The sequence below is a fragment of the Kribbella sp. CCNWLW201 genome (assembly GCF_037203805.1).
In the GTDB taxonomy this organism is placed as follows: domain Bacteria; phylum Actinomycetota; class Actinomycetes; order Propionibacteriales; family Kribbellaceae; genus Kribbella.
In genome coordinates this window covers 425,309-450,017 of record NZ_JBBCBQ010000006.1, presented here as the reverse complement: position 1 = coordinate 450,017, position 24,709 = coordinate 425,309, and the positions used below count along the sequence as shown (strand labels likewise).

Annotated in this window: 25 protein-coding genes; 17 read left to right on the top strand and 8 right to left on the bottom strand. The window is 68.4% G+C overall.

The window, feature by feature from the left end; translation table 11 throughout:
- Window positions 1–310: 310 nt before the first annotated feature.
- From V9K99_RS26250 to V9K99_RS26235, 4 genes are read right to left on the bottom strand one after another with little or no spacing between them, the layout of a single operon-like run.
- Entirely contained in the window at window positions 311–2,395 is a 2,085-nt protein-coding gene (locus V9K99_RS26250) for a S9 family peptidase (RefSeq protein ID WP_337004873.1), read from the bottom strand.
- Between the two features lie 56 nt (window positions 2,396–2,451).
- On the bottom strand, window positions 2,452–3,252 hold the full coding sequence (xth, locus tag V9K99_RS26245) for an exodeoxyribonuclease III (protein WP_337004871.1): 801 nt from the start codon (window positions 3,250–3,252) through the stop codon (window positions 2,452–2,454).
- Window positions 3,253–3,261: 9 nt separating this feature from the next.
- The gene (locus tag V9K99_RS26240; protein ID WP_337004870.1) at window positions 3,262–3,513 is read right to left on the bottom strand and encodes a DUF3817 domain-containing protein; all 252 of its coding nucleotides are present in this window, start codon (window positions 3,511–3,513) and stop codon (window positions 3,262–3,264) included.
- Complete coding sequence (locus V9K99_RS26235) at window positions 3,513–3,980, bottom strand: hypothetical protein (RefSeq protein ID WP_337004868.1); 468 nt, start codon at window positions 3,978–3,980, stop codon at window positions 3,513–3,515. Before V9K99_RS26235 ends, V9K99_RS26240 begins: the two co-directional genes overlap by 1 nt.
- Window positions 3,981–4,071: 91 nt before the next feature.
- On the opposite strand from V9K99_RS26235, the gene V9K99_RS26230 reads away from it, so the two are divergent.
- A complete protein-coding gene (locus V9K99_RS26230) occupies window positions 4,072–4,521 on the top strand; it encodes a MarR family winged helix-turn-helix transcriptional regulator (protein WP_337004866.1) in 450 nt (149 codons plus the stop codon).
- Here V9K99_RS26230 and V9K99_RS26225 read toward each other — a convergent pair.
- Window positions 4,508–5,095 carry a TetR/AcrR family transcriptional regulator gene (locus tag V9K99_RS26225; protein ID WP_337004864.1) on the bottom strand — a complete coding sequence of 196 codons (588 nt, stop codon included), beginning with the start codon at window positions 5,093–5,095 and terminating at the stop codon, window positions 4,508–4,510. The genes V9K99_RS26230 and V9K99_RS26225 overlap by 14 nt on opposite strands.
- Window positions 5,096–5,168: 73 nt before the next feature.
- Here V9K99_RS26225 and V9K99_RS26220 point away from each other — a divergent pair, with 73 nt between their 5' ends.
- The 4 genes from V9K99_RS26220 (at window position 5,169) to V9K99_RS26205 (ending at window position 8,353) form a co-directional block, all read left to right on the top strand.
- The gene (locus tag V9K99_RS26220) at window positions 5,169–6,008 is read left to right on the top strand and encodes an SDR family oxidoreductase (RefSeq protein WP_337004862.1); all 840 of its coding nucleotides are present in this window, start codon (window positions 5,169–5,171) and stop codon (window positions 6,006–6,008) included.
- Entirely contained in the window at window positions 6,005–7,141 is a 1,137-nt protein-coding gene (locus tag V9K99_RS26215) for a saccharopine dehydrogenase family protein (RefSeq protein ID WP_337004860.1), read from the top strand. Before V9K99_RS26220 ends, V9K99_RS26215 begins: the two co-directional genes overlap by 4 nt.
- Before the next feature lie 91 nt (window positions 7,142–7,232).
- Complete coding sequence (locus V9K99_RS26210) at window positions 7,233–7,625, top strand: YccF domain-containing protein (RefSeq protein WP_337004858.1); 393 nt, start codon at window positions 7,233–7,235, stop codon at window positions 7,623–7,625.
- Entirely contained in the window at window positions 7,622–8,353 is a 732-nt protein-coding gene (locus V9K99_RS26205; RefSeq protein ID WP_337004856.1) for an MBL fold metallo-hydrolase, read from the top strand. The genes V9K99_RS26210 and V9K99_RS26205 overlap by 4 nt, the downstream gene beginning before the upstream one ends.
- Window positions 8,354–8,357: 4 nt before the next feature.
- On the opposite strand, the gene V9K99_RS26200 is transcribed toward V9K99_RS26205, so the two are convergent.
- Entirely contained in the window at window positions 8,358–8,867 is a 510-nt protein-coding gene (locus V9K99_RS26200; protein ID WP_337004854.1) for a hemerythrin domain-containing protein, read from the bottom strand.
- A gap of 58 nt (window positions 8,868–8,925) precedes the next feature.
- On the opposite strand from V9K99_RS26200, the gene ddaH reads away from it, so the two are divergent.
- Window positions 8,926–9,687 (top strand): dimethylargininase, encoded by a 762-nt coding sequence (ddaH, locus tag V9K99_RS26195; protein WP_337004852.1) that lies wholly within the window; start codon window positions 8,926–8,928, stop codon window positions 9,685–9,687.
- On the opposite strand, the gene V9K99_RS26190 is transcribed toward ddaH, so the two are convergent.
- Together V9K99_RS26190 and V9K99_RS26185 are read right to left on the bottom strand one after the other, a co-directional pair.
- Window positions 9,656–10,603, bottom strand: coding sequence for a tetratricopeptide repeat protein (locus V9K99_RS26190; protein WP_337004850.1), 948 nt, complete (start codon window positions 10,601–10,603; stop codon window positions 9,656–9,658). The two genes, ddaH and V9K99_RS26190, sit on opposite strands and share 32 nt — an antisense overlap.
- Window positions 10,596–11,951, bottom strand: coding sequence for a DNA polymerase IV (locus tag V9K99_RS26185; protein WP_337004848.1), 1,356 nt, complete (start codon window positions 11,949–11,951; stop codon window positions 10,596–10,598). Before V9K99_RS26185 ends, V9K99_RS26190 begins: the two co-directional genes overlap by 8 nt.
- A gap of 49 nt (window positions 11,952–12,000) precedes the next feature.
- Between V9K99_RS26185 and V9K99_RS26180 the strand changes: the two genes are divergently transcribed.
- From V9K99_RS26180 to V9K99_RS26130, 11 genes are all read left to right on the top strand, one after another.
- On the top strand, window positions 12,001–12,765 hold the full coding sequence (locus V9K99_RS26180; protein WP_337004846.1) for an MBL fold metallo-hydrolase: 765 nt from the start codon (window positions 12,001–12,003) through the stop codon (window positions 12,763–12,765).
- A 79-nt stretch (window positions 12,766–12,844) separates the two neighbouring features.
- Window positions 12,845–14,323 (top strand): glutamate--cysteine ligase, encoded by a 1,479-nt coding sequence (locus V9K99_RS26175; RefSeq protein ID WP_337004844.1) that lies wholly within the window; start codon window positions 12,845–12,847, stop codon window positions 14,321–14,323.
- Window positions 14,324–14,711: 388 nt separating this feature from the next.
- Entirely contained in the window at window positions 14,712–15,125 is a 414-nt protein-coding gene (locus V9K99_RS26170) for a universal stress protein (RefSeq protein ID WP_131357832.1), read from the top strand.
- A 1-nt stretch (window position 15,126) separates the two neighbouring features.
- On the top strand, window positions 15,127–15,747 hold the full coding sequence (locus V9K99_RS26165) for an HhH-GPD-type base excision DNA repair protein (RefSeq protein WP_132321761.1): 621 nt from the start codon (window positions 15,127–15,129) through the stop codon (window positions 15,745–15,747).
- Window positions 15,748–16,004: 257 nt separating this feature from the next.
- Window positions 16,005–17,324 (top strand): RNA polymerase sigma factor, encoded by a 1,320-nt coding sequence (locus tag V9K99_RS26160; RefSeq protein ID WP_337004839.1) that lies wholly within the window; start codon window positions 16,005–16,007, stop codon window positions 17,322–17,324.
- A 3-nt stretch (window positions 17,325–17,327) separates the two neighbouring features.
- Window positions 17,328–17,582, top strand: a complete 255-nt coding sequence (locus tag V9K99_RS26155) for a DUF6412 domain-containing protein (protein WP_337004837.1) — start codon at window positions 17,328–17,330, stop codon at window positions 17,580–17,582.
- A gap of 45 nt (window positions 17,583–17,627) precedes the next feature.
- Window positions 17,628–18,305, top strand: a complete 678-nt coding sequence (yidC, locus tag V9K99_RS26150; protein WP_337004835.1) for a membrane protein insertase YidC — start codon at window positions 17,628–17,630, stop codon at window positions 18,303–18,305.
- A 143-nt stretch (window positions 18,306–18,448) separates the two neighbouring features.
- Window positions 18,449–19,714, top strand: coding sequence for an RNA polymerase factor sigma-54 (locus tag V9K99_RS26145; protein ID WP_337004833.1), 1,266 nt, complete (start codon window positions 18,449–18,451; stop codon window positions 19,712–19,714).
- Between the two features lie 76 nt (window positions 19,715–19,790).
- Entirely contained in the window at window positions 19,791–21,311 is a 1,521-nt protein-coding gene (locus tag V9K99_RS26140) for a hypothetical protein (protein WP_337004831.1), read from the top strand.
- Between the two features lie 3 nt (window positions 21,312–21,314).
- The gene (locus V9K99_RS26135) at window positions 21,315–22,670 is read left to right on the top strand and encodes a hypothetical protein (protein ID WP_337004829.1); all 1,356 of its coding nucleotides are present in this window, start codon (window positions 21,315–21,317) and stop codon (window positions 22,668–22,670) included.
- Window positions 22,667–24,700, top strand: coding sequence for a hypothetical protein (locus V9K99_RS26130; RefSeq protein WP_337004827.1), 2,034 nt, complete (start codon window positions 22,667–22,669; stop codon window positions 24,698–24,700). The genes V9K99_RS26135 and V9K99_RS26130 overlap by 4 nt, the downstream gene beginning before the upstream one ends.
- The last annotated feature ends 9 nt before the right edge of the window (window positions 24,701–24,709 follow it).

The window sequence follows — 24,709 nt, the reverse complement described above, 5'->3', positions numbered from 1 at the left end:
GCCGGACACCGCGGGCCGAAAAGGTGCGCATTTCGGCGTGATCGCGCAACTTCCGCAGGGTTTCACCTGAATCCCGCCGGTCGAGTCCAGCGGCACACCGGCGCCAGAAGCTGAGAATCTCTGCAGAATCCCGGTCTTTCCGGGCGCCGAATGTGTTGCACAACACACCATCGGTCGCTCCATCAGACAGCAACGCCGCAAGTACCCGCGGTGTTCCCAGGCGAAACGGTCACCGGGTGCTGCCGAGTGCTTCCCGGGCGTTGCCGCGGGCGTGGTGGCTCCGGCGCCGGAGCTCGAGTGGGTGGCTGGGTCAGGCGAGGCCGAGGGTGTCCAGCTCCCAGGCGAGGGTGAAGGCCAGTTCCCGCCAGGCGTCGTACCGGCCGGAGCGGCCGCCGTGGCCGGCCTCCATCTCGGTCTTGAGCAGGACGTCGACGTTCCCGGTCGCGGTGGCGCGGAGTTTGGCGACCCACTTGGCCGGCTCGACGAAGAACACCCGGGTGTCGTTCAGGCTGGTGATCGCCAGGATCCGCGGATACTCCTGGGCGCTGACGTTCTCGTACGGCGAGTAGGACTTCATGTACTCGTACACCGCGGCGTCCTCGAGCGGGTTGCCCCACTCCTCCCACTCGATCACCGTCAGCGGCAGGGACGGGTCCAGGATCGTCGTCAGCGCGTCCACGAACGGCACCTCCGCGACGATGCCGCCGAACGCGCCCGGCGCCAGGTTCGCCACTGCCCCCATCAGCAGCCCGCCCGCGCTGCCACCCTGCGCGACGATCCGCTCCGGCCGGGTCCACCCGTCCTTCACCAGGTGCTCGGCGGCTGCGATGAAGTCGGTGAAGGTGTTCCGCTTGGTCAGCATCTTTCCGTCGTCGTACCAGTGCCGGCCGAGCTCGCCACCACCGCGTACATGGGCGATCGCGAACACCACACCGCGGTCCAGCAACGACAGTCGCGGGATCGAGAACCACGGATCCATCGAGCTCTCGTACGAGCCGTACCCGTACAGCACGACCGGCGCGTTCCCGTCCTTCGCGACGTCCTTGCGCGCCACCAGCGAGATCGGCACCGACGTCCCGTCGGCCGCGGTCGCCCACTCCCGGTACTGCGTGTAGGCCCCGAGATCGACGCCACCGAGGACCGGCTGCTGCTTGAGCAGCCGACGCTCGCCGGTCGCGAGATTCACGTCGTACGTCGAACCAGGCGTCACCAGCGACGTGTAGCCGAAGCGGTAGCGGGTGTCGTGCCACTCGTCGTTGCGGCCGGGGGAGACGGTGTAGATCGGCTCCTCGAACTCCAGCGCCTCGGGGGCTCCGAACCCTTCCGGTGTACGGCGCATGATCGCCAACTCCGTGAGCGCGTCGCGCCGGCGGTACAGGATGACGTGGTCGGCGAAGGCGTCGACACCGAGCAGCCGGCTGGTCTCGTCACCTTGGATCAGCGTCGTCCACGAGCCGGGGGAGTCCAGCGATGCGGTCGCGAGGGAGAAATTGGCCGCGTCGGCGTTGTGAGTGATCAACAGTTGGTCGCCCGCGTGCTCGACGTCGTACTCGACACCTTCGCGGCGTGGCGCGACCACGACCGGCTGGCCGGCCGGGTCGTTGGCGTCGAGCAGCCAGACCTCGCTGGTCAGCTTGCTGCCGAGCGCGATCATGATCGCCTGCTCGTTGCGGGTCAGGTCGACCCCGACCCAGAACCGCTCGTCCGGCTCCTCCATCACCAGCACGTCGTCGGTCGCGCCGAGGGCGTGCCGCCAGACCTGGTGCGGCCGCCAGGCGTCGTCGACCTTGGTGTAGAAGATCGTCGACCCGTCGGCGGACCAGGCCGAGCCGTAGTGCACCTCGGGAAGCTCGTCCGGCAGCAGCTCACCGGTCGACAGGTCCTTGATCCGCAGGGTGAACCGCTCGTCGCCCTTCAGGTCGACCGAGTACGCCAGCAGCCGGCCGTCGGGGGAGACGTCGACCGTGCCGAGGGAGAAGAACTCGGAGTCGCCGGCCACCTCGTTGCCGTCGAGCATCACCTCTTCGCCGGGGATGTCGCCGTCGGTCGCCGGCGGCTCGTCGCCGTCGGCCTTCACCCGGCAGTGGATCCCGTACTGCTTGCCCTCGATCGTGCGCGAGTAGTACCAGTACCCGCCGTGCCGGGCCGGCACGCTCAGGTCGGTCTGCAGCGTCCGGTCCGAGATCTCCTTGAAGATTGCCTCACGCAACGATTCCAGATGCGCCGTGCGGGCCTCGGTGTAGGCGTTCTCGGCGCGCAGGTACCCCAGCACCTCGTCGTCGGACTTGTCCCGCAACCACTCGTACTCGTCGACGAACACGTCGCCGTGATGACGACGCTCAACCGGCTTCCGGGCGGCGACCGGGGGCTTCACAGAGGAATCGATCTCGGACATGCCGCGAGACTACCCGGAACCGGCGACAACCGGTCGCCGAATATCCACAGCCCCGACTAGAGCGAGTACGTCGCCACCACCGGAGCGTGGTCGCTCCACCGCTCGGCGTACGTCGGCGCCCGGTGGATCACGCATCCGGTCGCCGCGGCGGCCAACTCCGGGGACGCGATCTGGTAGTCGATCCGCCAGCCGGCGTCGTTGTCGAACGCCTTCCCACGCCACGACCACCAGGAGTACGGACCTGGTCCCTCGCCCCCGAAGCGGCGCCCGAGATCCACCCAGCCGGACTCGAACAGACGGTCCATCCAGGCGCGTTCCTCGGGCAGGAAACCGCTCTTCTTCCGGTTCGCCTTCCACGCCTTCAGATCGACCTCGCGATGGGCGATGTTCAGGTCGCCGCACATCAGCACGTGCCGCCCGTCCGCCCGCAACTCGGTCAGCCGCGCGGTGATCGCGTCCAGGAACGCGTACTTCTCCTCCTGCCGCGGCGGCGTCTCGAACTCACCGGTGAACACATACGTGCTCACCGCCGTCAGCACCGACCCGTCATCCAGTACGACGTCCGCCTCGATCCATCGCCCGCACCCGGCGAACCGCTCCGGCCCCACCTCGGCCCGCTCCGCCTTGATCGGGCGCCGCGAAGCGACCGCCACGCCGGCCCGACCCTTGTGACCGTCGATCGACGGCTCGGCATGCGCGATGTTCCAGTCGCCGAGGTGTTCCCGCAGTACGTCGTCAGTCGCCCGAACCTCCTGCATCAGCAACAGATCCGGATCGGTCTGCTCCAGCCACGGCGCCATCCCACGCCGAAATGCGGCTCTGATCCCGTTCACATTCACCGTGGCGACCGTCAGCACGCGCAAACCCTAACGTGCCCCCACCGACAGATTGCGCACCGCCAGATACCCACCGACCGCCGGCACGAACGACAGCACCTTCGCCCGCGTCGAAGCGCCGGCCGTGGACAGCGCCGACACGATGACCACGAGGTACGCCGTCCCGTGCGTAGGCCCGAGTGCGGACGACACCGCCGGCCAGTGCACCGTGAACAGATTCAGAAACAGCAGACACACGCTGGCCGCCTCGACGGCTGCTGCAATCTTCAGAACCTTGACCATCAGACCCCCGTCGTCGAGCCGGGACGTACGACCATGAGCACGACAACGACTGCCCACAACAGCGCGAAGATGCCGGTAGTCATGGACAAGGCCTTCGCCTGTGGCAGCACGCCCTCTCGCACCTCCCGCGGCCCGTCAGCCGCCGCCAGCACGCGCCCTTGCGCGGGCAGCACGACGAACGCGAGGACAGCGGCGGCGCCAGCCGTGAGAACCATCGACACGATTAGCCAGTAGTCGGTGAGCACACCGAGCCCGGCAGCGACGGCGATCCCGAAGACGGGCACGGTCAGGCCGCCGACGGCGTACCCGCGGCTGATCCGGTGCAGCACCTTCAGTACGCCGGTCTCCGGCTGATCGGCCGTCAGCGCGCGACGAGCCAGCGGCGGGAACATGCTCGCCGCGACCGTCACCGGTCCGACGAAGATGATGGCGGCCAGCACATGGACACTGAGGAGGAACTTGTTCATGGAAAAGGCTCCACACGAGAGGCGAGTTTCAGGCAGACTGTAACTCAAGTATCAGTCAACCTGAAACTGGCCCTGCTGCCATGATGTGCCGATGACTGTGCCGACGGATGGGACCGGTCAGCCGCCGATCAGCCCCGCGCTGCTGCTGATGATGCTCGGCCGCCAGCTTCGCGATGCGACGGAGACGGAGCTGCGCCGGCAAGGTCTCTCGATGCGCCACTTCTCGGCGCTCGGCCACCTGGCCCACCAACCCGGGCTCTCCTACAGCGAATTGGCCCGTCGCGACGGCATCACCGCGCAGAGCATGCAGTCCACTTTGCTTCAGCTCCAGGAGATGGGCGCGGTCGAACGCCGTACCGCTCCCGGCCGCGGTCGCACCGCCGACCTCCAAGTAACCGAGTCGGGCCAGGAGCTCCTCAATCGCTGCCGCGCCGTCCTGAATGAGGTCGACGCACGTCTCCGCGATGCGGTCGGCGCGGACCAGGCGGACCGGATGGCGAGTGCGACTCTCGCCGCGCTGACTGCGTTCAGCGAGTCGTAGAGAGGATGGCGTCGAGTGAGCCTTCGCAGAGGTGCTCGAGGTCGGCGGCGGAGATCGTTGGATTGTCGATCCAGGTCAGCAGGGTCTGCTCGACGTACCCCTGCCAGCCGTGACATGCGAGCTCGACGGCCGGCGTGATCTCGATGCCGCGTTGGGCGACGGCGCCGATCACCCACGTGCTGAACACTTGCCGGATCTCCGAGTGCAACGCGCGTACCTCGGGATCGCCGGCCGCTGACATCAGCAGAGTTGCCCGATAGAGCTGTGGCGCCTCGAGTACGGCGCGGACGAAGGCGCGGATGCCCGAGCGCAGTTGTTCCTCGGGTGGGAGGGACGGGTCGGGAGCGGTCCGCAGCATGACTTCCGCGGCGGCTTCCGCGATGACGGCGTACTGGAACTTCTTCTTCGAGCCGAAGTAGTGGAAGAGGAGTGCGGGGGAGACCTGGGCCTCGGCGGCGACCAGCTCGACGGTCAGCTCACGGTGCGGGTCGGCGAGCAGCACCCGCCGGGCGGCCGCCAGGATCTGCGCGCGCCGCTCATCGGGCCGCAGGCGGGCGGACGAGGTCTGGGTCACGGGGACAGTCTATTGAGTAAACGGTCAACAGTCACTTACTGTTGAGTGCCCACTCAACAAGCTGGAGGTCCCGATGCGTCCGTTGCCCGGCCAGGTCGTCCTCATCACCGGAGCGTCTCGTGGAATCGGGGCCGCGGTCGCCCGCAAGCTCGCGCAGCAGGGGGCCACGCTGGCGCTGATCGGGCTGGAGCCGGACGAGCTGAAGAAGGTCGCGGAGGATTGTGGTCCGGACGCCGGCTGGTGGGAGGCCGATGTCACCGACACCGAGTCGCTGCGGGCCGCGGTCGAGGGCGTCGTCGAGCGGTACGGCCGGATCGACGTGGTGATGGCCAACGCCGGCATCGCGGCGCCCGGCTTCACCCGGAGCATGGACCCGGAGCTGTGGGAGCGAGTTCTTGACGTCGATCTGTACGGCGTCTGGCGCACGGTCCACCTCACCCTGCCGCATCTGTTGGAGAGCAAGGGGTACCTGCTGCTGGTGTCTTCCCTCGCAGCGATCGTGCACATCCCCGGACTCGCGTCGTACAACGTGGCCAAGGCCGGCGTGGAGGCGATGGGGGACACCCTGCGGGCCGAGCTCAAGCACCTCGGCGTACGGGTCGGCGTCGCGCACATGACGTTCGTGGACACCGACATGGTGCGCGGGGTCGACGAGCACCCGGTGTTCGGCAAGGTGCGGACCGGGGTGCCGCTGGCGAGCAAGGTGTACCCCTTGGAGTTCGCGGTGGAGAAGTTCACCAACGGCATCCAGAAGCGGTCGCGGGTCGTGCACGTTCCTGGTTGGATCGGTGCCATGAAGGTATTCCGCTGGCTGATCCCGCACGTGATCGAGGCCGGCTCGCGGTTCAGCGTGCCGAAGGCCGACCGAGCCGCCCTCGCCTACCTCGACCAAGAGAAAGCGGCCGGACGATGAGCCGCCAGTACGACGTCGTCCTGCTCGGCGCGAGCGGTTTCACCGGAGCCCTCACGGCGGAGTACCTCGCGAAGAACGCCCCTGCGGACCTCAACTGGGCAGTTGCCGGACGCAACAAAGCCAAGCTGGAGGGCTTCGGCAAGGACGTCCTGTACGCCGACGTCACGGACCCGAAGTCGCTGCAGGAACTCGCCGAGTCGACCCGGATCGTGGTCACCACGGTCGGTCCCTACATCCAGTACGGCGAGGCGCTGGTGGCGGCCTGTGCGGACGCGGGCACGGACTATCTCGACCTGACCGGTGAGTCCGAGTTCGTCGACCGGATGTACGTCCGCTATCACGACCGCGCCATACAGACCGGCGCACGCATCATCCACGCCTGCGGCTTCGACTCGATCCCGTACGACCTCGGCGTTCAGTTCACCGTCGAGCAGTTGCCCGAAAACGTTCCGATCCAGGTCAACGGGCTGATCCGCGGCGGCGGTCGTCCCTCCGGCGGTACCTTCCACACTGCGATCACCGCGTTCTCCCGGGCGAAGCAGAATGTCGAGGCCCACCGCGCCAGGCGCCGTGCGGAGCCGCGTCCCGAAGGCCGGTCGGCGAAGGCAGTCGCGGGCAAGCTCCATCGCGAGCAAGGCTTCTGGGCCGTGCCGCTGCCGACCGTTGACCCGCAGATCGTCGGCTACTCCGCCCGCCTGCTCGACCGCTACGGCCCTGACTTCCGGTATGCGCACTACGCCGCCGTCAAGCGCCTGCCAATGGTTGCCGGAGGCATCGGTGGGGTCGCACTCCTGATGGCCGCCGCCCAGATCCCGCCGGCCCGCAACGCCTTGCTCAACCGGCTGAAGCCCGGCGACGGCCCGAGTCCCGAGCGTCGCGCGAAGTCCTGGTTCAACGTCCGCTTCGTCGGCCGCGGTGGCGGCAAGCAGGTCATCACCGAGGTCGCCGGCGGTGATCCCGGGTACGACGAGACCGCCAAGATGCTCGGCGAGAGCGCCCTCTGCCTCGCCCTCGACGACCTTCCCAAGACGGCCGGCCAAACCACCACCGCAGCCGCCATGGGCCCAGCCCTCCGGGAACGCCTCATCAAGGCAGGCATGACCTTCGCAACCCTCAGCACCGACGACTACTGAGCCGTCAAACCCTCAGGGGCGCCCCGGAATGATCCCGGGCTTCGGGCGCGGCCGGTACTGAAGGAGACCCGGCGGGTGGCAGGCTGGGGACATGAGAACGCTTCTCAATCTGATCTGGCTGGTGCTGGCCGGGTTCTGGCTGGCGGTCGGGTACGCGATCGCCGGCATCATCTGCTTCGTCCTGATCGTGACGATCCCGTTCGGCATCGCGGCGTTCCGGATCGCCGGGTTCACGCTCTGGCCGTTCGGCCGGACGATGGTGGACAAGCCGTCCGCCGGGGCCGGCGCCGTACTCGGCAACATCATCTGGGTGATCTTCGCCGGCTGGTGGCTGGCGCTCGGCCACCTCGTCACCGGGATCGCGCTCTGCGTCACCATCATCGGCATCCCGCTCGGGCTGGCGAACTTCAAGCTGATCCCGATCTCGCTGCTGCCGCTCGGTAAGGAGATCGTCCCGACCGACCAGCCCTTCGCGGTCCGGTGAGGTCTCTCACGGTCCTCGGCTCGTGCGGCGCGTGGCCCGAGGCGGGCCGAGCGTGCGCTGGCTTCCTGCTCGAGTACGACGGCTTCAAGGTCGTCCTCGACCTCGGGTACGCCGCCCTACCACAGCTACTGCGCCACCTGCCGACCGCTGAGGTCGACGCCGTGGTCGTCACCCATCAGCACCCCGACCACTGTGTCGACGTGAGTGGCCTCGCGCGGGTCCGGTACGACGTGGCACGCGACGCGGCGCCGATGCCGCTCTACTGTCCGCCGGGTGTTCTCGACGTACTGCGGGCGCTCGAGCCCAACCCGGACCCGGCCACGGTCTTCGACGTCCACGACCTTGCCACCGCCACGGAGATCGGGCCGTTCGCGTTGGAGACCGTGCTGCTGCCGCACTACTACACCAACCTCGGCGTCCGGCTGACCGCGCCTGGAGTATCCGTCGCCTACACCGGCGACAGCGGGCCGTCTCCGGACCTGGCAAAGCTTGCCCAGGGCACCGATCTGTACATCTCCGACGCGACCCTGCAGGGACCGTCCCCGCAGACCTCTCCGCGGAACGTGATGACGGCGACCGAAGCCGCTCGCGGTGCTCAAGGAGCAACGCGGCTGCTGCTGACCCACTTCTGGCCGGGTTCCGACCGGTCGGTGTCGGTCGCCGAGGCGAGACGAGAGTTCAGCGGCGAGGTGATCGCGGCCGAGGAGGGCCTCACGATTCCTCTGTGAGGTATCAGGCTGCCTCGACGATCTTGCGGACGTTGGCGATGTCGCCGCAGCCGGACTCGATCAGCCGGGCGCGCTCCTCGGCGAACGCGTCGCCCAACTGACGGCGGACCTCCTCGGATACGTCCGTCCGCGCCGGGTTGAGGACGTCGCGCTCCTCCTCGTCGAGGTGGTGCGAGAGCGCCTCGGACAGCTCGTGCAGCTTCTCGCTGAACTCCTCGCTCCCGGTGTCCTCGACCTCCATCAGCTCGAGCAGGGCGGCGTTCCCCTCGTCGTGTTCGTGCTCGGAGTGCTCGACCTCTTCGGCGTCGATCGCGTCCTTCCGCCGCAGCGACGGGTAGACCTTCGACTCCTCGGCCTCCGCGTGCGCGATCAGCACCGTGGCCAGATCGGCCAGTACGGCGGCCCGGTCGCTCTGTACGTCCCGCAGTTCGCGCAGCGCTTCTTCGAACCATCGATGGTCGGCCAGGATGATCTCCACCACGTCGCCACCCGTCGCCGGCAGGATCTTCGGCATTCGTCGCCCTCCAAGTCTCGAAATGTCTGCCGGGCCAGTACCCGGTTAACCTGCAGCCATGCCGACAGCCCTGATCCGACGCCCCAGTCCACGCCTCGCCGACGGGCTCGTCACGCACATCGAACGCACGCCGGTCGACGCGGACCTCGCCGTACGCCAGTGGCAGCAGTACGTCGACGCGCTCCGGGCCACCGGCTGGACCACGGTCGAGGTACCGGCGATCGACGAGTGCCCGGACGGCGTCTTCATCGAGGACACGATGGTCGTGTACGGCGACCTCGCGGTGATCGCCCGCGCGGGCGCGGAGGAGCGGCGGCCGGAAGCGGCGGCGGCCGAGCAGACCGTTGCCGCACAGGGCTACCGCATCACCCACATCACCGAACCCGGGACACTCGACGGCGGCGACATCCTCAAGATCGGTTCGACCGTGTACGCCGGACTCGGCGGCCGCACGAATCAGGAAGGCATCCGTCAACTGGCCGCGGCACTCGAGCCGCTCGGTGCGACTGTGCACGCCGTACCCGTGACCAAGGTGCTCCACCTCAAGTCCGCGGTGACGGCGTTACCGGACGGGACGGTCATCGGGTACGAGCCGCTGGTGGACGACCCACAGGCGTTCGAGGCGTTCAAACCCGTCCCCGAGGAGTCCGGGTCGCACGTCGTACTGCTGGGGGAGGACCGTCTGCTGATGGCCTCGTCGGCGCCGGAGTCCGCGGTGTTGTTCGAGCAGCTCGGTTACACGCCTGTGGTCGTGGACATCAGCGAGTTCGAGAAGCTCGAGGGCTGCGTCACGTGCTTGTCGGTGCGGCTGCGTCGTTGAGCAGCTCGCGCGCCGCTTCGACCGCCTGCAGGTCTCGCTTCTTCCCGCGGGCCTCGGCGACATCGCACGCCTCCACCAGCGTCGCGCGATAGACCGTCGTGTCCGGGTGTTGAGCGCCGAGCGCCTCGATGCTGTCGGCGACCGCCGTGGAGAGCGCGTGGACCGCCTCGGCGATTTCGCCGCAGGCCAGCAGCGCACGCCCGAGGGCGGCGCGGTCCCGCAACAGCTGAGGATCGTGCCGATCGAGATCCTGTTCGTCGACGGCCACGATGTTCGCGAGCAGCTTCGCCTCCGAGCGGGGACCGCCGACCATCAGCCGTGCGCCGGTGACCGCCTCGGTCGCCGCCCGGGTCAGCTCGTGGTTCGGTCCGAACACGTCCACCAGTTGAGGCGTGACCAACTCGAACCACGCGATCGCCCGGCCGTAGTTCGCGGTCGCGAGCAGACCCTGCGCCACCCGCAGCCGGACCCGCAGCGTCGCGGGGTCGTCGGCCGGCAGGACCTTCTCCCGGTCGGTCAGCGCCGATTGGTAGAACGGCAACGCCTGACCGGGCTCGCTGTCCGTCCAGTACGCCTCGGCCTGCCGGTACGCCGGATCCTCGTCGAACTCAGGGTGCGCGCTGACCGGCGCACGTCGTACGACGGTCTGCACCGGCCTGTCGACCACCTTGCGGCCGATGTAGCTGCGGCCGCCGGTCGGGATGATCCGGAAGCGGCCGATCCGCGACACCGGGATCCACAGGAAGGTGGAGTACAACGTACGGACCGACGAACCGCAGCTCTCGCAGACGTCACGGTGACCGTAGAACCGACTGCCGATCCCGCTCAGACCAGCCGCCTCAGGCGCACGCCAAGCAATCGACGACGCAGTACAGGGCGCACAGAACGGGTAAACCCCCCGCCGTTCCTCATTCATTCGACCCATTCTGCTCACTACCGGGTTCGTCGTCTTCCTCTGGGCCGGTTGTTGCCACTTTTGCCAGGGCGGGGTCGTCGACGGAGAAGGTGCGCACCGGGCCGGGTGGTGTGTCGGCGGTCTCGAAGCGGACGGTGACGCGGCCGAGGCCGGAGCCCCAGACCCAGCCTCGGCCGTAGTCCGGGTGCTCGACGTCCTGGCCGGGGTAGTAGCCGGTGAGGTCGCGAGCGCGTTCGGGTAACTCGACCACCTCGGGTGGGGCGTCGGCGTACTCGCTTTCGGTGAAGAGGTCGTCCTGGATCCAGTCGGCGAGTGACGAGACACCTACACCGAGCAACCGGATGCCGCCGGAAATGTCGCTCTCCTCGAGCAGCCGGCGAGCGACCCGGGCGACCACTCGCGCGTCGTCGGTCGGCCCGGCCAGTGTGGACGATCGGGTGTGAGTGGTGAAGTCGTGCATCCGGGTCTTCACCGTCACGGTCCGGCCGGACAGTTGCGCCTTCTGCAGCCGTTCGGCCACCCGGTGAGCCATCCGGTCGGCGATCGCGGCGAGCAGCGAGCGGTCGATGATGTCGGTCTCGAAGGTGTCCTCGACGCTGACCGACTTGGTCTCGCGATCACTCACCACCGGACGGTCGTCGGCGGCGATCGCCAACCGGTACAGGCTCGAGCCGTGTGCTGTTCCGACCTGCCGGATCAGGTCGTCCTCGTCGAGCTGCTGCAACTCGGCGACGGTCCGGACGCCGGCCATGCTCAGCCGCTGCGCGGTCGCCGGTCCGACACCCGGGATGACGGTGACCTGCATCGGCGCGAGGAACTCGGCCTCCGTTCCGGCCGGTACGACGACCACACCGTCCGGCTTGTCCAGGTCGCTGGCGATCTTCGCGATCAGCTTCGACGTACCGGCGCCGACCGACGCGGTGAGACCGCCGCTCGCCTTGTTGATCGCCGCCTTCAGGTCCAGCGCGATCGCGCGCACGTCGTCGTCGGTGAGCCCGGTCAGCCCGGCCGCGGACAGGTCGACGAACGCCTCGTCCAGCGACAGCGGCTCGACCAGCGGCGACAGCGCCCGCATCTCCGCCATCACCGCCTGACTCGTCCGCCGGTACACCTCGAACCGCGGTCCCAGGTACGCCGCGTGCGGGCACCGTGATCGTGCCTCCGCGGTCGACATCGCGGACCGGACGCCGTACTTGCGTGCTTCGTACGACGCGGTCGACACGACACCGCGCAGGCCGATCCCGCCGATCACGACCGGCTTCCCCCGCAACGAGGGTTTGTCTCGCTGCTCGACGGCCGCGAAGAACGCGTCCAGATCGACATGCAGCACCGACGGTTCACCACGCACCTGACCAGTCTCCCCGGAGCCACCGACAGTTCCGTGGTTGGATCGAACTATGGCGAGCTTTCCCGAGCACTGGGACGACGGCATGGACCCTGCCGGCCCCGAACACCAGGTCCACTGGTACGACGAGCGCACCGTGATCATCCGGCAGGCACTTCGGACCAACTTCGAAGGACCATTCATCTACCTGCTGCTCGGCACCGAGCGAGCACTGCTGCTGGACACCGGCACCGGTGACGTGAAGCTGCGGCCGGTCGTGGAGGGGCTGCTGTCCGGGCAGCGGTTGATCGTCGCGCACACGCACAGCCACGGCGATCACGTCGGCGGCGACGCCGAGTTCGAGGAGGTGGTCGGCAAGACGGCGGACGATGTGGCGACGTACTTCGGGATCGCGGACTGGCCGAACGACGTGGTTCAGCTCGACCTCGGCGATCGGATCGTCGACATCATCCCGATCCCCGGGCACCACGCCTCCCACATCGCCGTCTACGACCGGGCGACGCGGCTGCTGTTCAGCGGCGACTCGCTGTACCCCGGCCGGCTGTACGTCGTCGACTGGCCCGCGTTCCGGGCGAGCGTGTCCCGGCTGGCCGGGTTTGTTGCCGGGGGCAATCCTGTCGAGTGGGTCCTGGGGGCGCACATCGAGCTGACCCGGCGGCCGGGGGAGGACTACGAGATGGGCGCGGCCAAGCACCCGGCCGAACACCGGTTGCAGCTCGATCCCGCCGTACTGACCGAGCTCGCGGACGTGCTCGACCAGGCCGGTCCGGAACCGGCCCGGATCGTCCGCGACCACTTCATCGTCCACCCGGTCTGAGCTTCGACGCGGTTGCGACTCACATCTGTGGGCACCTTCAGGCACACTGAGGCAAGGGATCCCAGCACGGGAGGCGCAGATGGGTGAGGAAGTCGACCGGGTCGAGTTCACCCGGGCGGACCGGACCGCGTTCCGCGACCAGGTCCATCGCAATCTGGACGCGTTCGCACGGATGTTGCGCGAGGCCCGGTTCGCCCCCGACCGGCCGATGACGGGGATCGAGATCGAGCTGAACCTGGTCGACGAGGCCTACGACCCGGCGTTCAAGAACACCGAGGTGCTGAGCGCGATCGAGGACGACGCGTTCCAGACCGAGCTCGGCCAGTTCAACATCGAGATCAACGTGCCGCCCGGCCAGATCGACGGGATCGGGCTGGACACGATGGAGTCGAACATCCGCGACAGCCTGAACGCGGCCGAGGAGAAGGCGACCCGGACCGGCTCGTCGATGGTCATCGTCGGGATCCTGCCGACGCTGATGACCGAGCACATCCACCGCGAGGCGCTCAGCACCAACCCGCGGTACGCGTTGCTGAACGACCAGATCTTCGCTGCCCGCGGCGAGGACGTGCAGATCTCGATCGACGGGATCGAGCGGCTGGCGGTGACCGCGGACAGCATCGTGCCGGAGGCCGCCTGTACGTCGACCCAGTTCCACCTGCAGGTCACGCCGGAAGCCTTCCCACGGTACTGGAACGCGGCCCAGGCGATCTCCGGCGTCCAGCTCGCGGTCGGGGCCAACTCGCCGTTCCTGTTCGGCAAGGAGTTGATGCGGGAGACCCGGATCGCCTTGTTCGAGCAGGCCGCCGACACCCGCACGCACGAGTTGAAGACGCAAGGCGTCCGACCGCGGGTCTGGTTCGGTGAACGATGGATCACCTCGATCTTCGACCTGTTCGAGGAGAACTCGCGCTACTACCCGGCCCTGCTGCCGGTCACCACCGACGAGGATCCGATCGCCGTCCTGGACCGCGGTGACACACCCTCTCTTTCGGAATTGCGGCTGCACAACGGGACGATCTATCGCTGGAACCGCCCGGTGTACGACGTTGTCCGGGAGAAGCCCCATCTGCGGGTGGAGAATCGCGTGTTGCCGGCCGGCCCGACCGTCGTGGACACGATGGCCAACGGCGCCTTCTACTTCGGCCTGGTCCGCGCCCTCGCCGACGACGAACGGCCGATCTGGTCGCAGATGTCGTTCAGCGCGGCGGAAGAGAACTTCCACGAAGCGGCCCGGCACGGCATCGAGGCGGAGGTCTTCTGGCCCGGTGTCGGTACGGCGCGCGCGACCGAACTGGTCCTGCGTCGCCTGCTGCCATTGGCTTCTCGGGGTCTGGATGCTTGGGGTGTCGACGCCGCGGTGCGTGATCGCCTGCTCGGCATCATCGAGCAGCGTTGCCTGACCAACCGCAACGGCGCCTCCTGGCAGGCCGATGAGTTTCATCGACTGTATACAAAGGGATCGCACGGTCGGCGCGACGCGTTGCGCGGCATGCTTCGCCGGTACTCCGATCACATGCACGAGAACACTCCCGTGCACGAGTGGCCGGTCGACTGAACCGGTTAGCCCGCCGACAACGTGGGACAACGAATCCACGGAACTCTGGTCAGCCGGACGGAACTGTGACGGGGGTGACGCGCACTTGCCCAAGGCAACTGGGCGACGAGTTCGATAACGACCCGGACTACAGGGGTGGCGCGTTGGGTGACAGCCCTGCAAAGGTGTGGCCACCGGAAGGTTAGAGAGACCCGTCGCGGGTAGTACTCGGGCACCGGCGTGGCAGCCGCAACGGTGGCCACGGCGATGGTGGAGTACTACCCGCACGACGATCAGCCGTCCGTCACGACCGCGACACAGCTGGTGTAAATCCAGCGGATGCCGACCACGGTCGGGAGCAGTATCGTTCGGAACGGGTCGACACGACACCCGGAGGTGAGGCAGGGCGATGACGACCATCGTCGTGGGTTACGTGCCGAAGGCGGAGGGCCGGGCGGCCCTTCGACGCGCGGCGGAAGAGGCGACGCTTCGCGACGCGAAGCTGGTGGTGGTGAACTCACACCGGGGTGGACGCAGCTTCGACAGCGACGAGGCCGCGGCGAGTGATGCCGCGCTGACGGAGGTACGGGAGCAGCTCGACTCGACCGGTGTGCCCTACGAGGTACGGCAACTGGTGCGTGGACTGGACCCGGCGGAGGACCTGGTGGCCGTCGCCGAGCAGGTGCACGCGGAGTTCATCGTGATCGGGCTTCGGCGCCGGTCACCGGTGGGCAAGCTCATCCTCGGCAGCAACGCCCAGCGGGTGCTGCTCGACGCTCCGTGTCCGGTGCTGGCCGTGAAGGCCGACGAAGGGGAGGACTGAGGTGACTTCGACACGCAGCAAGAAGCTGTGCCTCGCACAGCAGCCCGACGCCGACGAGATGCTGAGCAGAGATCCGTTCGCACTTCTGGTGGGCATGCTGCTCGACCAGCAGATCCCGATGGAGCGCGCGTTCGCCGGTCCGGTCGCGATCGCCAAGCGGATGGCCGGCCCGTTCGACCCGTCGACGGTCGCGCACTACGACCCGGACGCCTTCGTCGAGGTGGTGGCCGGCCCGCCCGCCGTACACCGGTTCCCGACCGCGATGGCCGCCCGGATCCAGACCCTGGCCAAACACCTCGACGAGGAGTACGGCGGTAACGCCTCGGCCCTGTGGTCCGATGTCAAGTCAGGGGACGACCTGCTGGCCAGGCTGTCGGCCCTGCCGGGGTTCGGCGCGCAGAAGGCGAAGATCTTCGTCGCGCTGCTCGGCAAGCAGCTCAAGGTCCGGCCGCGGGGGTGGCGCGAGGCATCCGAGCCGTACGGCGAGGACGGCGCGTACAAGTCCGTCGCGGACGTGATCGATGTGGCGTCGCTGGTGAAGGTGAGGCAGTTCAAGCAGGAACAGCAGCTGGTCCAGCAACGTGTGGTGGCCCGGCCGCTGCGGCGGACCCGGAACGGCTGAGGACGACTGAGCAGGCGACATGTGAACGCTGAAGTATCCAGGCCTCTACCGGCGCGGGAACGCCCGCCCGGCAGGGGCCTGAGTACATCGTTCGGGGGGTCGCGGCGCGCTCGGCCTTGGTCCGCGGATTACAATGTAGTGTTGCCGCCGCCTGACCAGCGAGCAGCCGCACTCAGTCGTATCCACAATCAGCATCGCCAGCACCATCAACGTCGTACCGCCGTATTACAAACCCTGCGTCAGACGAGAGGTAATTCGTGTCGTCCAGCTCGTCCGAGAATCTTCCCGCCGAGTCAGCCCGGGCCGTGGCCGCCACTGCCCGCAGCACGGCTCCGAGGACCAGCGCCCGAGTGACCGAGTCGCCCGCCAAGAAGGCGGCCGTGAAGAAGGCCGCGGCCAAGTCTGCCGCCGCCACCAAGGAGGACGGTATCCCCGCGAAGAAGGCCGCCGCGAAAAAGGCGCCGGCGAAGAAAGCCGTCTCTGAGGCCGGGCTTGCGATCGATCCGAAGACCGGCAAGCCGCGCTCGCTGGACGAGGTCGACGAGGCCGACTTCAGCCCGGACGCTGTGAAGCCGCTGGAGAAGGAGCTCACCGAGGACGAGGGCTTCGTCGTCTCCGAGGCCGACGAGACCGACGAGCCCGAGCAGCAGGTCATGGTCGCCGGTGCGACCGCCGACCCGGTGAAGGACTACCTGAAGCAGATCGGCAAGGTTCCGCTGCTGAACGCCGAGCAGGAGGTCGAGCTCGCCAAGCGGATCGAGGCCGGCCTGTTCGCCGAGGAGCAGTTGGGCGACGAGGCCGCCAAGCTCAAGGACAAGGTCCGCGACGAGTACGACTGGATCTCCGAGGACGGCCGGCGGGCGAAGAACCACCTGCTCGAGGCCAACCTGCGCCTGGTGGTGTCGTTGGCCAAGCGCTACACCGGCCGCGGCATGCTGTTCCTGGACCTGATCCAGGAGGGCAACCTGGGCCTGATCCGCGCGGTGGAGAAGTTCGACTACACCAAGGGCTACAAGTTCTCGACGTACGCGACCTGGTGGATCCGGCAGGCGATCACCCGCGCGATGGCCGACCAGGCCCGGACCATCCGGATCCCGGTGCACATGGTCGAGGTGATCAACAAGCTGGCCCGGGTGCAGCGGCAGATGCTGCAGGACCTCGGTCGCGAACCCACTCCGGAAGAGCTCGCCAAGGAGCTCGACATGACCCCGGAGAAGGTCATCGAGGTGCAGAAGTACGGCCGTGAGCCGATCTCGCTGCACACTCCGCTCGGTGAGGACGGCGACTCCGAGTTCGGCGACCTGATCGAGGACTCCGAGGCGATCGTGCCGGCCGAGGCGGTCTCCTTCACGTTGCTGCAGGAGCAGTTGCACGCGGTCCTGGACACGCTGTCCGAGCGCGAGGCGGGTGTCGTCTCGATGCGCTTCGGCCTGACCGACGGCCAGCCGAAGACGCTGGACGAGATCGGCAAGGTCTACGGGGTGACCCGGGAGCGGATCCGGCAGATCGAGTCCAAGACGATGTCGAAGCTGCGCCACCCGTCCCGCTCGCAGGTACTGCGGGACTACCTGGACTGATCGATGGGTCAGGTGATCGCCGGCGTCCTCGCGCTGGTGATCCCTGTCCTCGATACGGCTTCACTGGCCGCCGCCGTACTCACGGCGGCGGCCTTGCTGTTCACGCTTCTCCTGGTCGCCCGGTCCTCCGCGCCGGCGACCGCGCCACTCCTGGCGATCGCGACCTCGGTCCGTCACCGCGCGGAGGAGACCGCCTTCCTGCGGCTCCGCGATCCCGATGCGGCCGGTCGGCCGCGCCCACGAGCACCTGGACGTTAGCGCTCTGCCGCGCTCACCGTTCCTTCTCACTCGTGGAGTTCTGTCATGCCTTCGTTCCTGGAGGCACCGGTCGCCGGTGCCTATCACCTGATCACGTCCCTCGTCTCCGCCATCGAACCGCTCGCCGGTCCGTACGCCGCGGTCCTCGCGATCATCCTGTGCACGCTCGCCGTACGCCTGCTGCTGCTTCCACTCAGTCTCCGGGCGCACCGTGGCCTGAAAGCCCGGGCCGAGCTGATGCCTCAGATCCGAGAGATCACGCAACGCCACCAGAAGGATCCGGAGCGTGTACGGCGTGAGGTCGCGAAGCTGCAGGCGGAGTCGGGGACGACACTGTTCGCCGGCTTCCTCCCGATGCTCGCGCAGTTGCCGTTCTTCTGGCTGATGTACACGCTCTTCTCCCGCGCGGTCGTGGCAGGGGAGTCGAACCAGTTGATCAGCGGCAGCCTGCTCGGTGCGCCACTCGGTCAGCACTGGCCGGTCCTCACCGGGACGCCGGCCTTCCTCGCCCTCGCCGTACTGCTCGCGGTTGTTGCTTGGTTCTCGGCTCGCCTGCAGCTTCGGCAACTGGACGACACCGCGACACCGCTGACCCGCCGCCTCGCCCAGATCCTCCCGTTCGGAACTCTGGCCACCGCAGCCTTCGTCCCCCTCGCAGCCGGCCTCTACCTCCTGACCACAACCACCTGGACAGTGGTAGAACGCACCATCCTCCAACGCTGACGATTACCCGCGCGCTCCGGCCAACAAGTTGCTAGCGGCAATTAACTTGTCCTGGTCGAGGCGTGGCGGTGCGGGCGTACGGCTGGCACGCTTCTTGCAGGGGCATGTGGGGGGAGCGCCTGTCCCCGGGGGAGTGGTCACGCATGTCTCTAACGTTTGAACTTGCCATGGTGCCCAAGTTCGGGCTCGAGGTGTCACCGGCGCTGGTGACATTCGGCGAGCTGTTGATGCTGCCGTACGCCGCGATGCAGTCGGTGGTCGCCGACGAAGTGAGTACGAACGAAGCGCTCGAACGGCTCGAGGCCGCCGGATGCCCGATCTGCCACGGCAGTTGGCAGCGGAGCTGTCCGGTGTGCTCGCCTTCCGGTGCCGGCTCCAGCGATGCGTCCGGACTCGCAGCCCCCGATGCACCGGCGGACGAACCCGACACGGTCGCTTTGCTCCGCGCGGTCCGACTCGAGCTGTCCGCGGCCGATGGGTTGGCCGCGGAGTACCTGATCGACAGCTTCGATCGCCATGGCCTGCTCGACCGGTCGGTCGAGCAGTTCGCGATGGAGTCGGGCATACCCGAGCCGGTGGTCACCAGGGTGCTCGACGTGATCCGTCGCTGCGCTCCGCCTGGTGTCGGCGCGACCAGCATCAACGAGTGCCTGCTCCTGCAGTTGGACGGCTTGGGTTTGGGCGATGACCACACCCGCGTGGCTCGAGCGGTCATCGCCGACCACCTGGAGAGCTTGGCACGGGGACACTTCGCGTCGATCGCCTGCGCGTTGGGAGTTTCCCGGCGGGAGGTGCGACAGGTGCTCGACCTGATCAGGGACCGGCTGCGGCCGTATCCGGCGTTCCACGGCAACGTTCCGCTGCGGACGTCGTACGTCGTGCCCGACATCGTCGTGCGGGCCGACGACGGGATGTTCTTTGTCGAGCTGGTCGAGCCGGCATTGACCAGGTTGAGGGTTCGTCCTGAGCCGGGCGCGCCGGCGGAGTCCATCGCGCTGGCGAGGTCGTTCCTCGCCCAGTTGCGCGACCGTTGGGACACGCTGCGCCGGGTCGCGGAGTACGCCGTACAGCGGCAGCGAGATTCCCTGACGAACGGCGATGGCTCGCTGAAGCCGTTGACCCGTGCGGAGGTCGCGGTGGCGCTCGACCTGCACGAGTCGACGGTGAGCCGGGCTGTGGCCGGCAAGTACGTGCTGCTTCCGGATCAGCGCCTTGTTCCGTTGTCGCGATTCTTCGGTGCCAGTGGCGGGGTCGACCACGCGCTCCGTGAGTTGCTCGAATCGGCGGACGGTCCACTGTCCGACCAGCACCTCGCGGATCGCTTACGGGCCAGGGGATATCCGATCGCGCGCCGTACCGTCGCCAAGCATCGGGCCCGGCTCGGGTTCGCCGCGGTCTCGTTGCGCTGATCGCCGCCGGGCCGGATGGCACGGTTCTTGCAGAGATCCCTGATGTAGCCGAGACAGAGGGCGGAAGGGGCTCCAGATGTTCGAGACGAGTGCACCGACGGCGGAGTACGGCCAGCGTGCGTACCAGGAGGCCTCGTACGGCGAGGGCCCGTACGAAGGTGAAGGCCTCTACGAGAGCGAGGGCATGTACGAGAGCGAGGGCCCGTACGAGGGCGAGGGCTCGTACGAGGGCGAAGGCATGTACGAAGGGGAAGGCCTCTACGAGAGCGAGGGCATGTATGAGGGGGAGGGCCCGTACGAAGGGGAAGGCCCGTACGAGGGCGAGGGCATGTACGAGGGCGAAGGCCCCTACGAAGGCGAGGACGAGGGTGAGGGCGAGGAGCAGTTCCTGCCGCTGATCCCGGTGGTGGGCAAGGTGCTCGGCGGGCTGCTCGGCGGTCTGATGAAGGAAGAGGAGTACCCCCAGGGCGAGTACCCGCAGGGCGAGTACCCCCAGGGTCAGGCCGGTGAGTCCGAGGAGCAGTTCCTGCACAAGATCCTCGGCAAGGTGCTCGGTGGTGAGACCGAAGCCGGGCTGCCGCTGTCCGCGGCGCAGGAGTCGGAGCTCGCCGCCCAGTTGCTCGAGGTGCAGAGCGAGCAGGAGCTGGACCAGTTCCTCGGCGGTCTGGTGAACACCGTCGGTCGAGCCGTTCAAGGCATCAGCCGGGCGGTCGACTCGCCGCAGGGCCGGGCCCTGGTCCGCTCGTTCAAGCCGCTCGCCAAGGCCGCACTACCGGCGGTCGGCGCTGCGGTCGGTGGCGCTCTGGTGCCGGGCCTCGGCGGTCAACTCGGTCGCACGCTCGGATCGGCGGCGAGCTCGTTGTTCGAGTCGGAGATGACCGGGATGAACCCGGAGCAGGAGCAGTACGAGGTCGCGCGTCGTCTGGTCCGGATGGCCGCCTCGGCTGCGCAGGACGTGGCGACGGCTCCGCCTGGTGCGCCCGCCGAGGTGATCGGCGAGCTGAGTCTCTTCCGTGCCGCCCGCAGGTTCGCGCCGGGGCTGTACCGCCGCGGGTTGCGAGCGATCTCGCCGTTGGCTCGTCGGGTGTACCGCGGTGGGTACGGGAGCCGCCGCTACATCGGCCGCCGGTACGGCTGGTCGGGCCGGCGGTTCAGCCCCGGCTACCGCGGCTATCCGCGCTACGGCTACGGTGCCCGCCGCTACTGGCCGCGCTACTGGCCGCGCTACCGCCCGTACGGCATCCCGGTCCCGGTGTACAACGGACCCGGGCCGGCCCCGGAACCGCCGCCCGAGGAGCCGCCACCGCCGCCAAGGCCGGGTTTCCGCTGGGTCGCCGTACCGATCGGCGAGCCGGCTCCGACGCCACCCCCTGCGCCGGAGCCGACTCCGCCCGAAGGTGGGGCCCCGGATCAGGCCGCGCCCGCGCAGAGCGAGTTCGGGCGTCGAGGTTACGGGCGGCGCCGGCGCGGCGGATACGGCGGGTACGGCGGCCCTCGCGGCGGCTACTGGGGTGGCGGCGGTGACGACGGCGATGGCGGCGGAAGCAGCGGCCGCTGGATCCGCCGGTCCGGTAAGATCATCCTGCTGGACGTTTGAGTCATGACCGGCGACCGGACCGCACCTTGGCTCCTGGAACGGGAGACCCGCGCGATGCTGACGAGGCTCGCACTGGTCCAGCCGTTCGTGCTCCAGGAGACCTGTGTCGCAGCCGCTGCGCTGTCGCCGGCCGCCCTGTCGGGAATCGAGCAACACCTGATCGCCGGGCGCCAAGAAGTCCGGCGGAGCGGTCGTGAACTCATCGCCTGGTTGCGCGGCCCCGGTGCGAGTGCCACACCCGCCGAGCAGCAGCGACGGTTCTGGACCCTGCGGCTCGCGTTTCACGCCGCGTTGGGTCAGTTCGACCTGTTCTCCGAGGTCGTCACCCAGCGAAGCGAGCGCGACAACGGCGTCCTGCTGGGCGGTCTGGACGTGGCGGCCGCCGAAGCGTTGCTCCTGCCGACCAAGTACTTCGATTCGCCTCCGGTCGCCTGCTCGCTCCAGGGGGTCATCGGCGGCAGTATCCGCCGGGTGCGCACCAGGCTGCCGGGTGGTGGCGACAATCCGGTCGCACTCATCCGGATTCCTCGGGAGCGCATGGTCGGCTTCGGGATCGCCTCGTCGCTGGTGCACGAGGTCGGTCACCAGGGGGCGGCGTTGCTCGGCCTGGCCGAATGCCTGCGCGAACAGCTGAGCGGTCGCCGGTCGAGGGGCCGGCGGACGTGGGCACTGTGGAGCCATTGGATCTCTGAGATCCTGGCTGACCTCTGGTCCATCAGCAGGATCGGTATCGGGTCCACCCTCGGCCTGATCGGCCTGGTCAGTCTGCCCCGCGGGTTCGTCTTCCGGCCGCCCGACGAGGATCCACATCCGATCCCGTGGCTGCGCGTGCTGCTGAGTTGTGCGATCGGCGACCGGCTCTACCCGGATCCGCAATGGGCCCGGCTGGCGAGGGTGTGGCGATCGCTGTACCCGATCGCCGGCGTCCGGCCGGAGCTCCGCTCGCTCATCGACGAACTGCGCGCGACGATGCCCGAGTTCATCTCCGTCCTGCTCGGTGCCCGACCGCCATCACTGGGCGGTCGCACGCTCGGCGACGTATTGCGCAATCCCGAACTCCAGCGCGCGGCGTTGCTGGATCGCTTCCTGGACTGGCGACGTGAGCCGGACCAGATGGCGCTGGCACCGCCGACGCTCGCCTTCGCGGTGCTTGGCCAAGCCCGGGCCAGCGGCATGCTCTCGCCCGAACGGGAGAGCGGCCTGCTCCGGCGGCTGATCATCGGCTGGGCCGTCAACAGCGCGCTCGCGACCGCGCGGGGCGACCGCGGAATGTACGTCGGCCAGCCGGTCATCTGGTCCGACCCACCCGACTACGCGCAGCGGCGCAGCGTCGCTGTCCGACTGAAGGAAACACGATGAGCACAACCTCAGTGGTACGACGCCAGAACATCAACGACGGGGACCTGACGGTCGAGGCAAGCCCGACCAGGACCACCCAGGGTGGAGTGGTGCGGCTGACGGCCAAAACGAGCACCCTGAGCGGCCGGTACTCGGTCGACTGGACCGTCACCGGACCGGCCGTGCTGCCCGAGCACGAGAGGCGGGTCGTCTTGCTCGGCACCACCACAGTTCACGGCAGCGAGATCGATCTGCCGGACGATGACCTCGAGCACGTGCTCGAGGCGACTTTGGACACCGGTCACCTGATGCTGGGGTCCTGGATCGTCGGCATCAGGCTGACGCGGGTCTACACCGTCACCGAACAGGCTGATGCCGCGGCAGCCAACCCGCCGCCGGCGAACGGAGCTGGCGGGCCGGCCAACGCAGGTGGACCGCCCAGCACGGCACCGCCAGGCAACGCCGCGTCGGCGGGCAGCGCGCGTCCGGCCGCCAGCACGGCGCCGCCGGCCAACGCGGCGCCCGCTGCAGGAGGGAGTGGCCCGGCCAACGGCGCGGCGACCAACGATGACGACTACTACGAGGCGGAGACGGGACCGATCGAGGTCGCGCCCCGGCCGTTCGCGGCGGGTGACGACGTTGCGGTGACGATGAAGCGTACCGCCGTACCGCCGACTGCCGACCAGGCGCTGTGGGTCGCGATCCGGAACTCCACGAACGCCCTGGGCTTCGACAACTACAGCGACTTCCTGGACCGGGTGATGTGCGGCGAATCGTCGGGCGGCACCGATCCGGGCATCAGTGACAAGGACTTGAAGGACACGCTGCACAGGGTCAAGCGCCGGACCGCGCTGCCCTTCCCCAACGTGGACCGGTACCGGCTCCTGAAGGCGGCCACCGAGGTCTTCCTGATGATTCACTGCGGCGTCGACGCCGACGGGTTCAGCCGGCTGCGGCTGGATCTGAACGAGGAGAGCCGGCGGCTGTCCCGCACGGTACGGCCGGGTGACATCGAAGCGGAGTGGCGGGAATACCTGGTCCGGGTCGCGGCCGGTGACTACTCCTCCTTGGAGATCCTGCCGTACCTGGAGCTGATCCGGCTCAAGCTGCGTGACGTGCCCGTGGTCGGGCTCGGCCAGCGGGACAGCGAGGCCGAGGTCTGCTACGGCATCCTCGCCGACAAGCTGTCCAACCCGTGCTTCCTGGAGTTGCTGTGGTCGTACTGGAACGATGAGTCCGGGCTCGTCCAGACCATCAACTCGATCACCTGGCGATTCCAGAACCGCAGCCAGGGCCCGCCCGGCCGGGACCCACTCGCCGGGCTGGCGATCGACCCGCTGAGGCCGCTGAACAACCTGCTCTGGGGCTGGATCCAGGACACGCAACACCGGCTCACCACGACCCGGCTGGCCCTCGAGTACTCCCACGAGTACGGGCTCGCGCTGGCGTCCAGGCCGGGGCCGCCGGTCCGTGGTGCGGACGCGCGGACCCGGTTCATCGAGGCGCTGCACAACTTGCTGAGGCTGTGCGCGATCTTCTACCACTACGACGACGACACCACCCGGATCGCCGATGGGTTCAGTGTGCTCAACGCACTGAAGGAGACCCATCTGCTGCTGACCCAGGGCGCGCACAACCAGTACGGCGACCTGCCCTGGACGGCACGGCACGAGATGCTGATGAACCAGTGGATCCTGGCCCGGCCGGAGATGCGGGACTTCCTGCCGACCCGCACCATGGTCGCCTACCCCGAGGCCTGGATGGACCGGGTCGAGGCGATGAACAAGCTGCAGGGCGGAACCGACGCCTCGGTGCTGCACTACCGGGACCTCGCGGTGTTCGGCGAGCAGCTCCTGCTCGGCATCCGGTTCGGCAGCTGGACGAGGGTGATCGAGCCGGAGCAGGCGGCGAACTGGGCGCGTTACTGGCGGGCCGAAGTCCAGGGCTACATCCACTCCTACCGCGCGGTGACCGGCGTCGACCTGACGCAGGGGGCAGATGCGTCGATGCCGGCCGTCCACCTCCGCCGGCGGTACGCCTACCGCAACTGATCGCAGGAG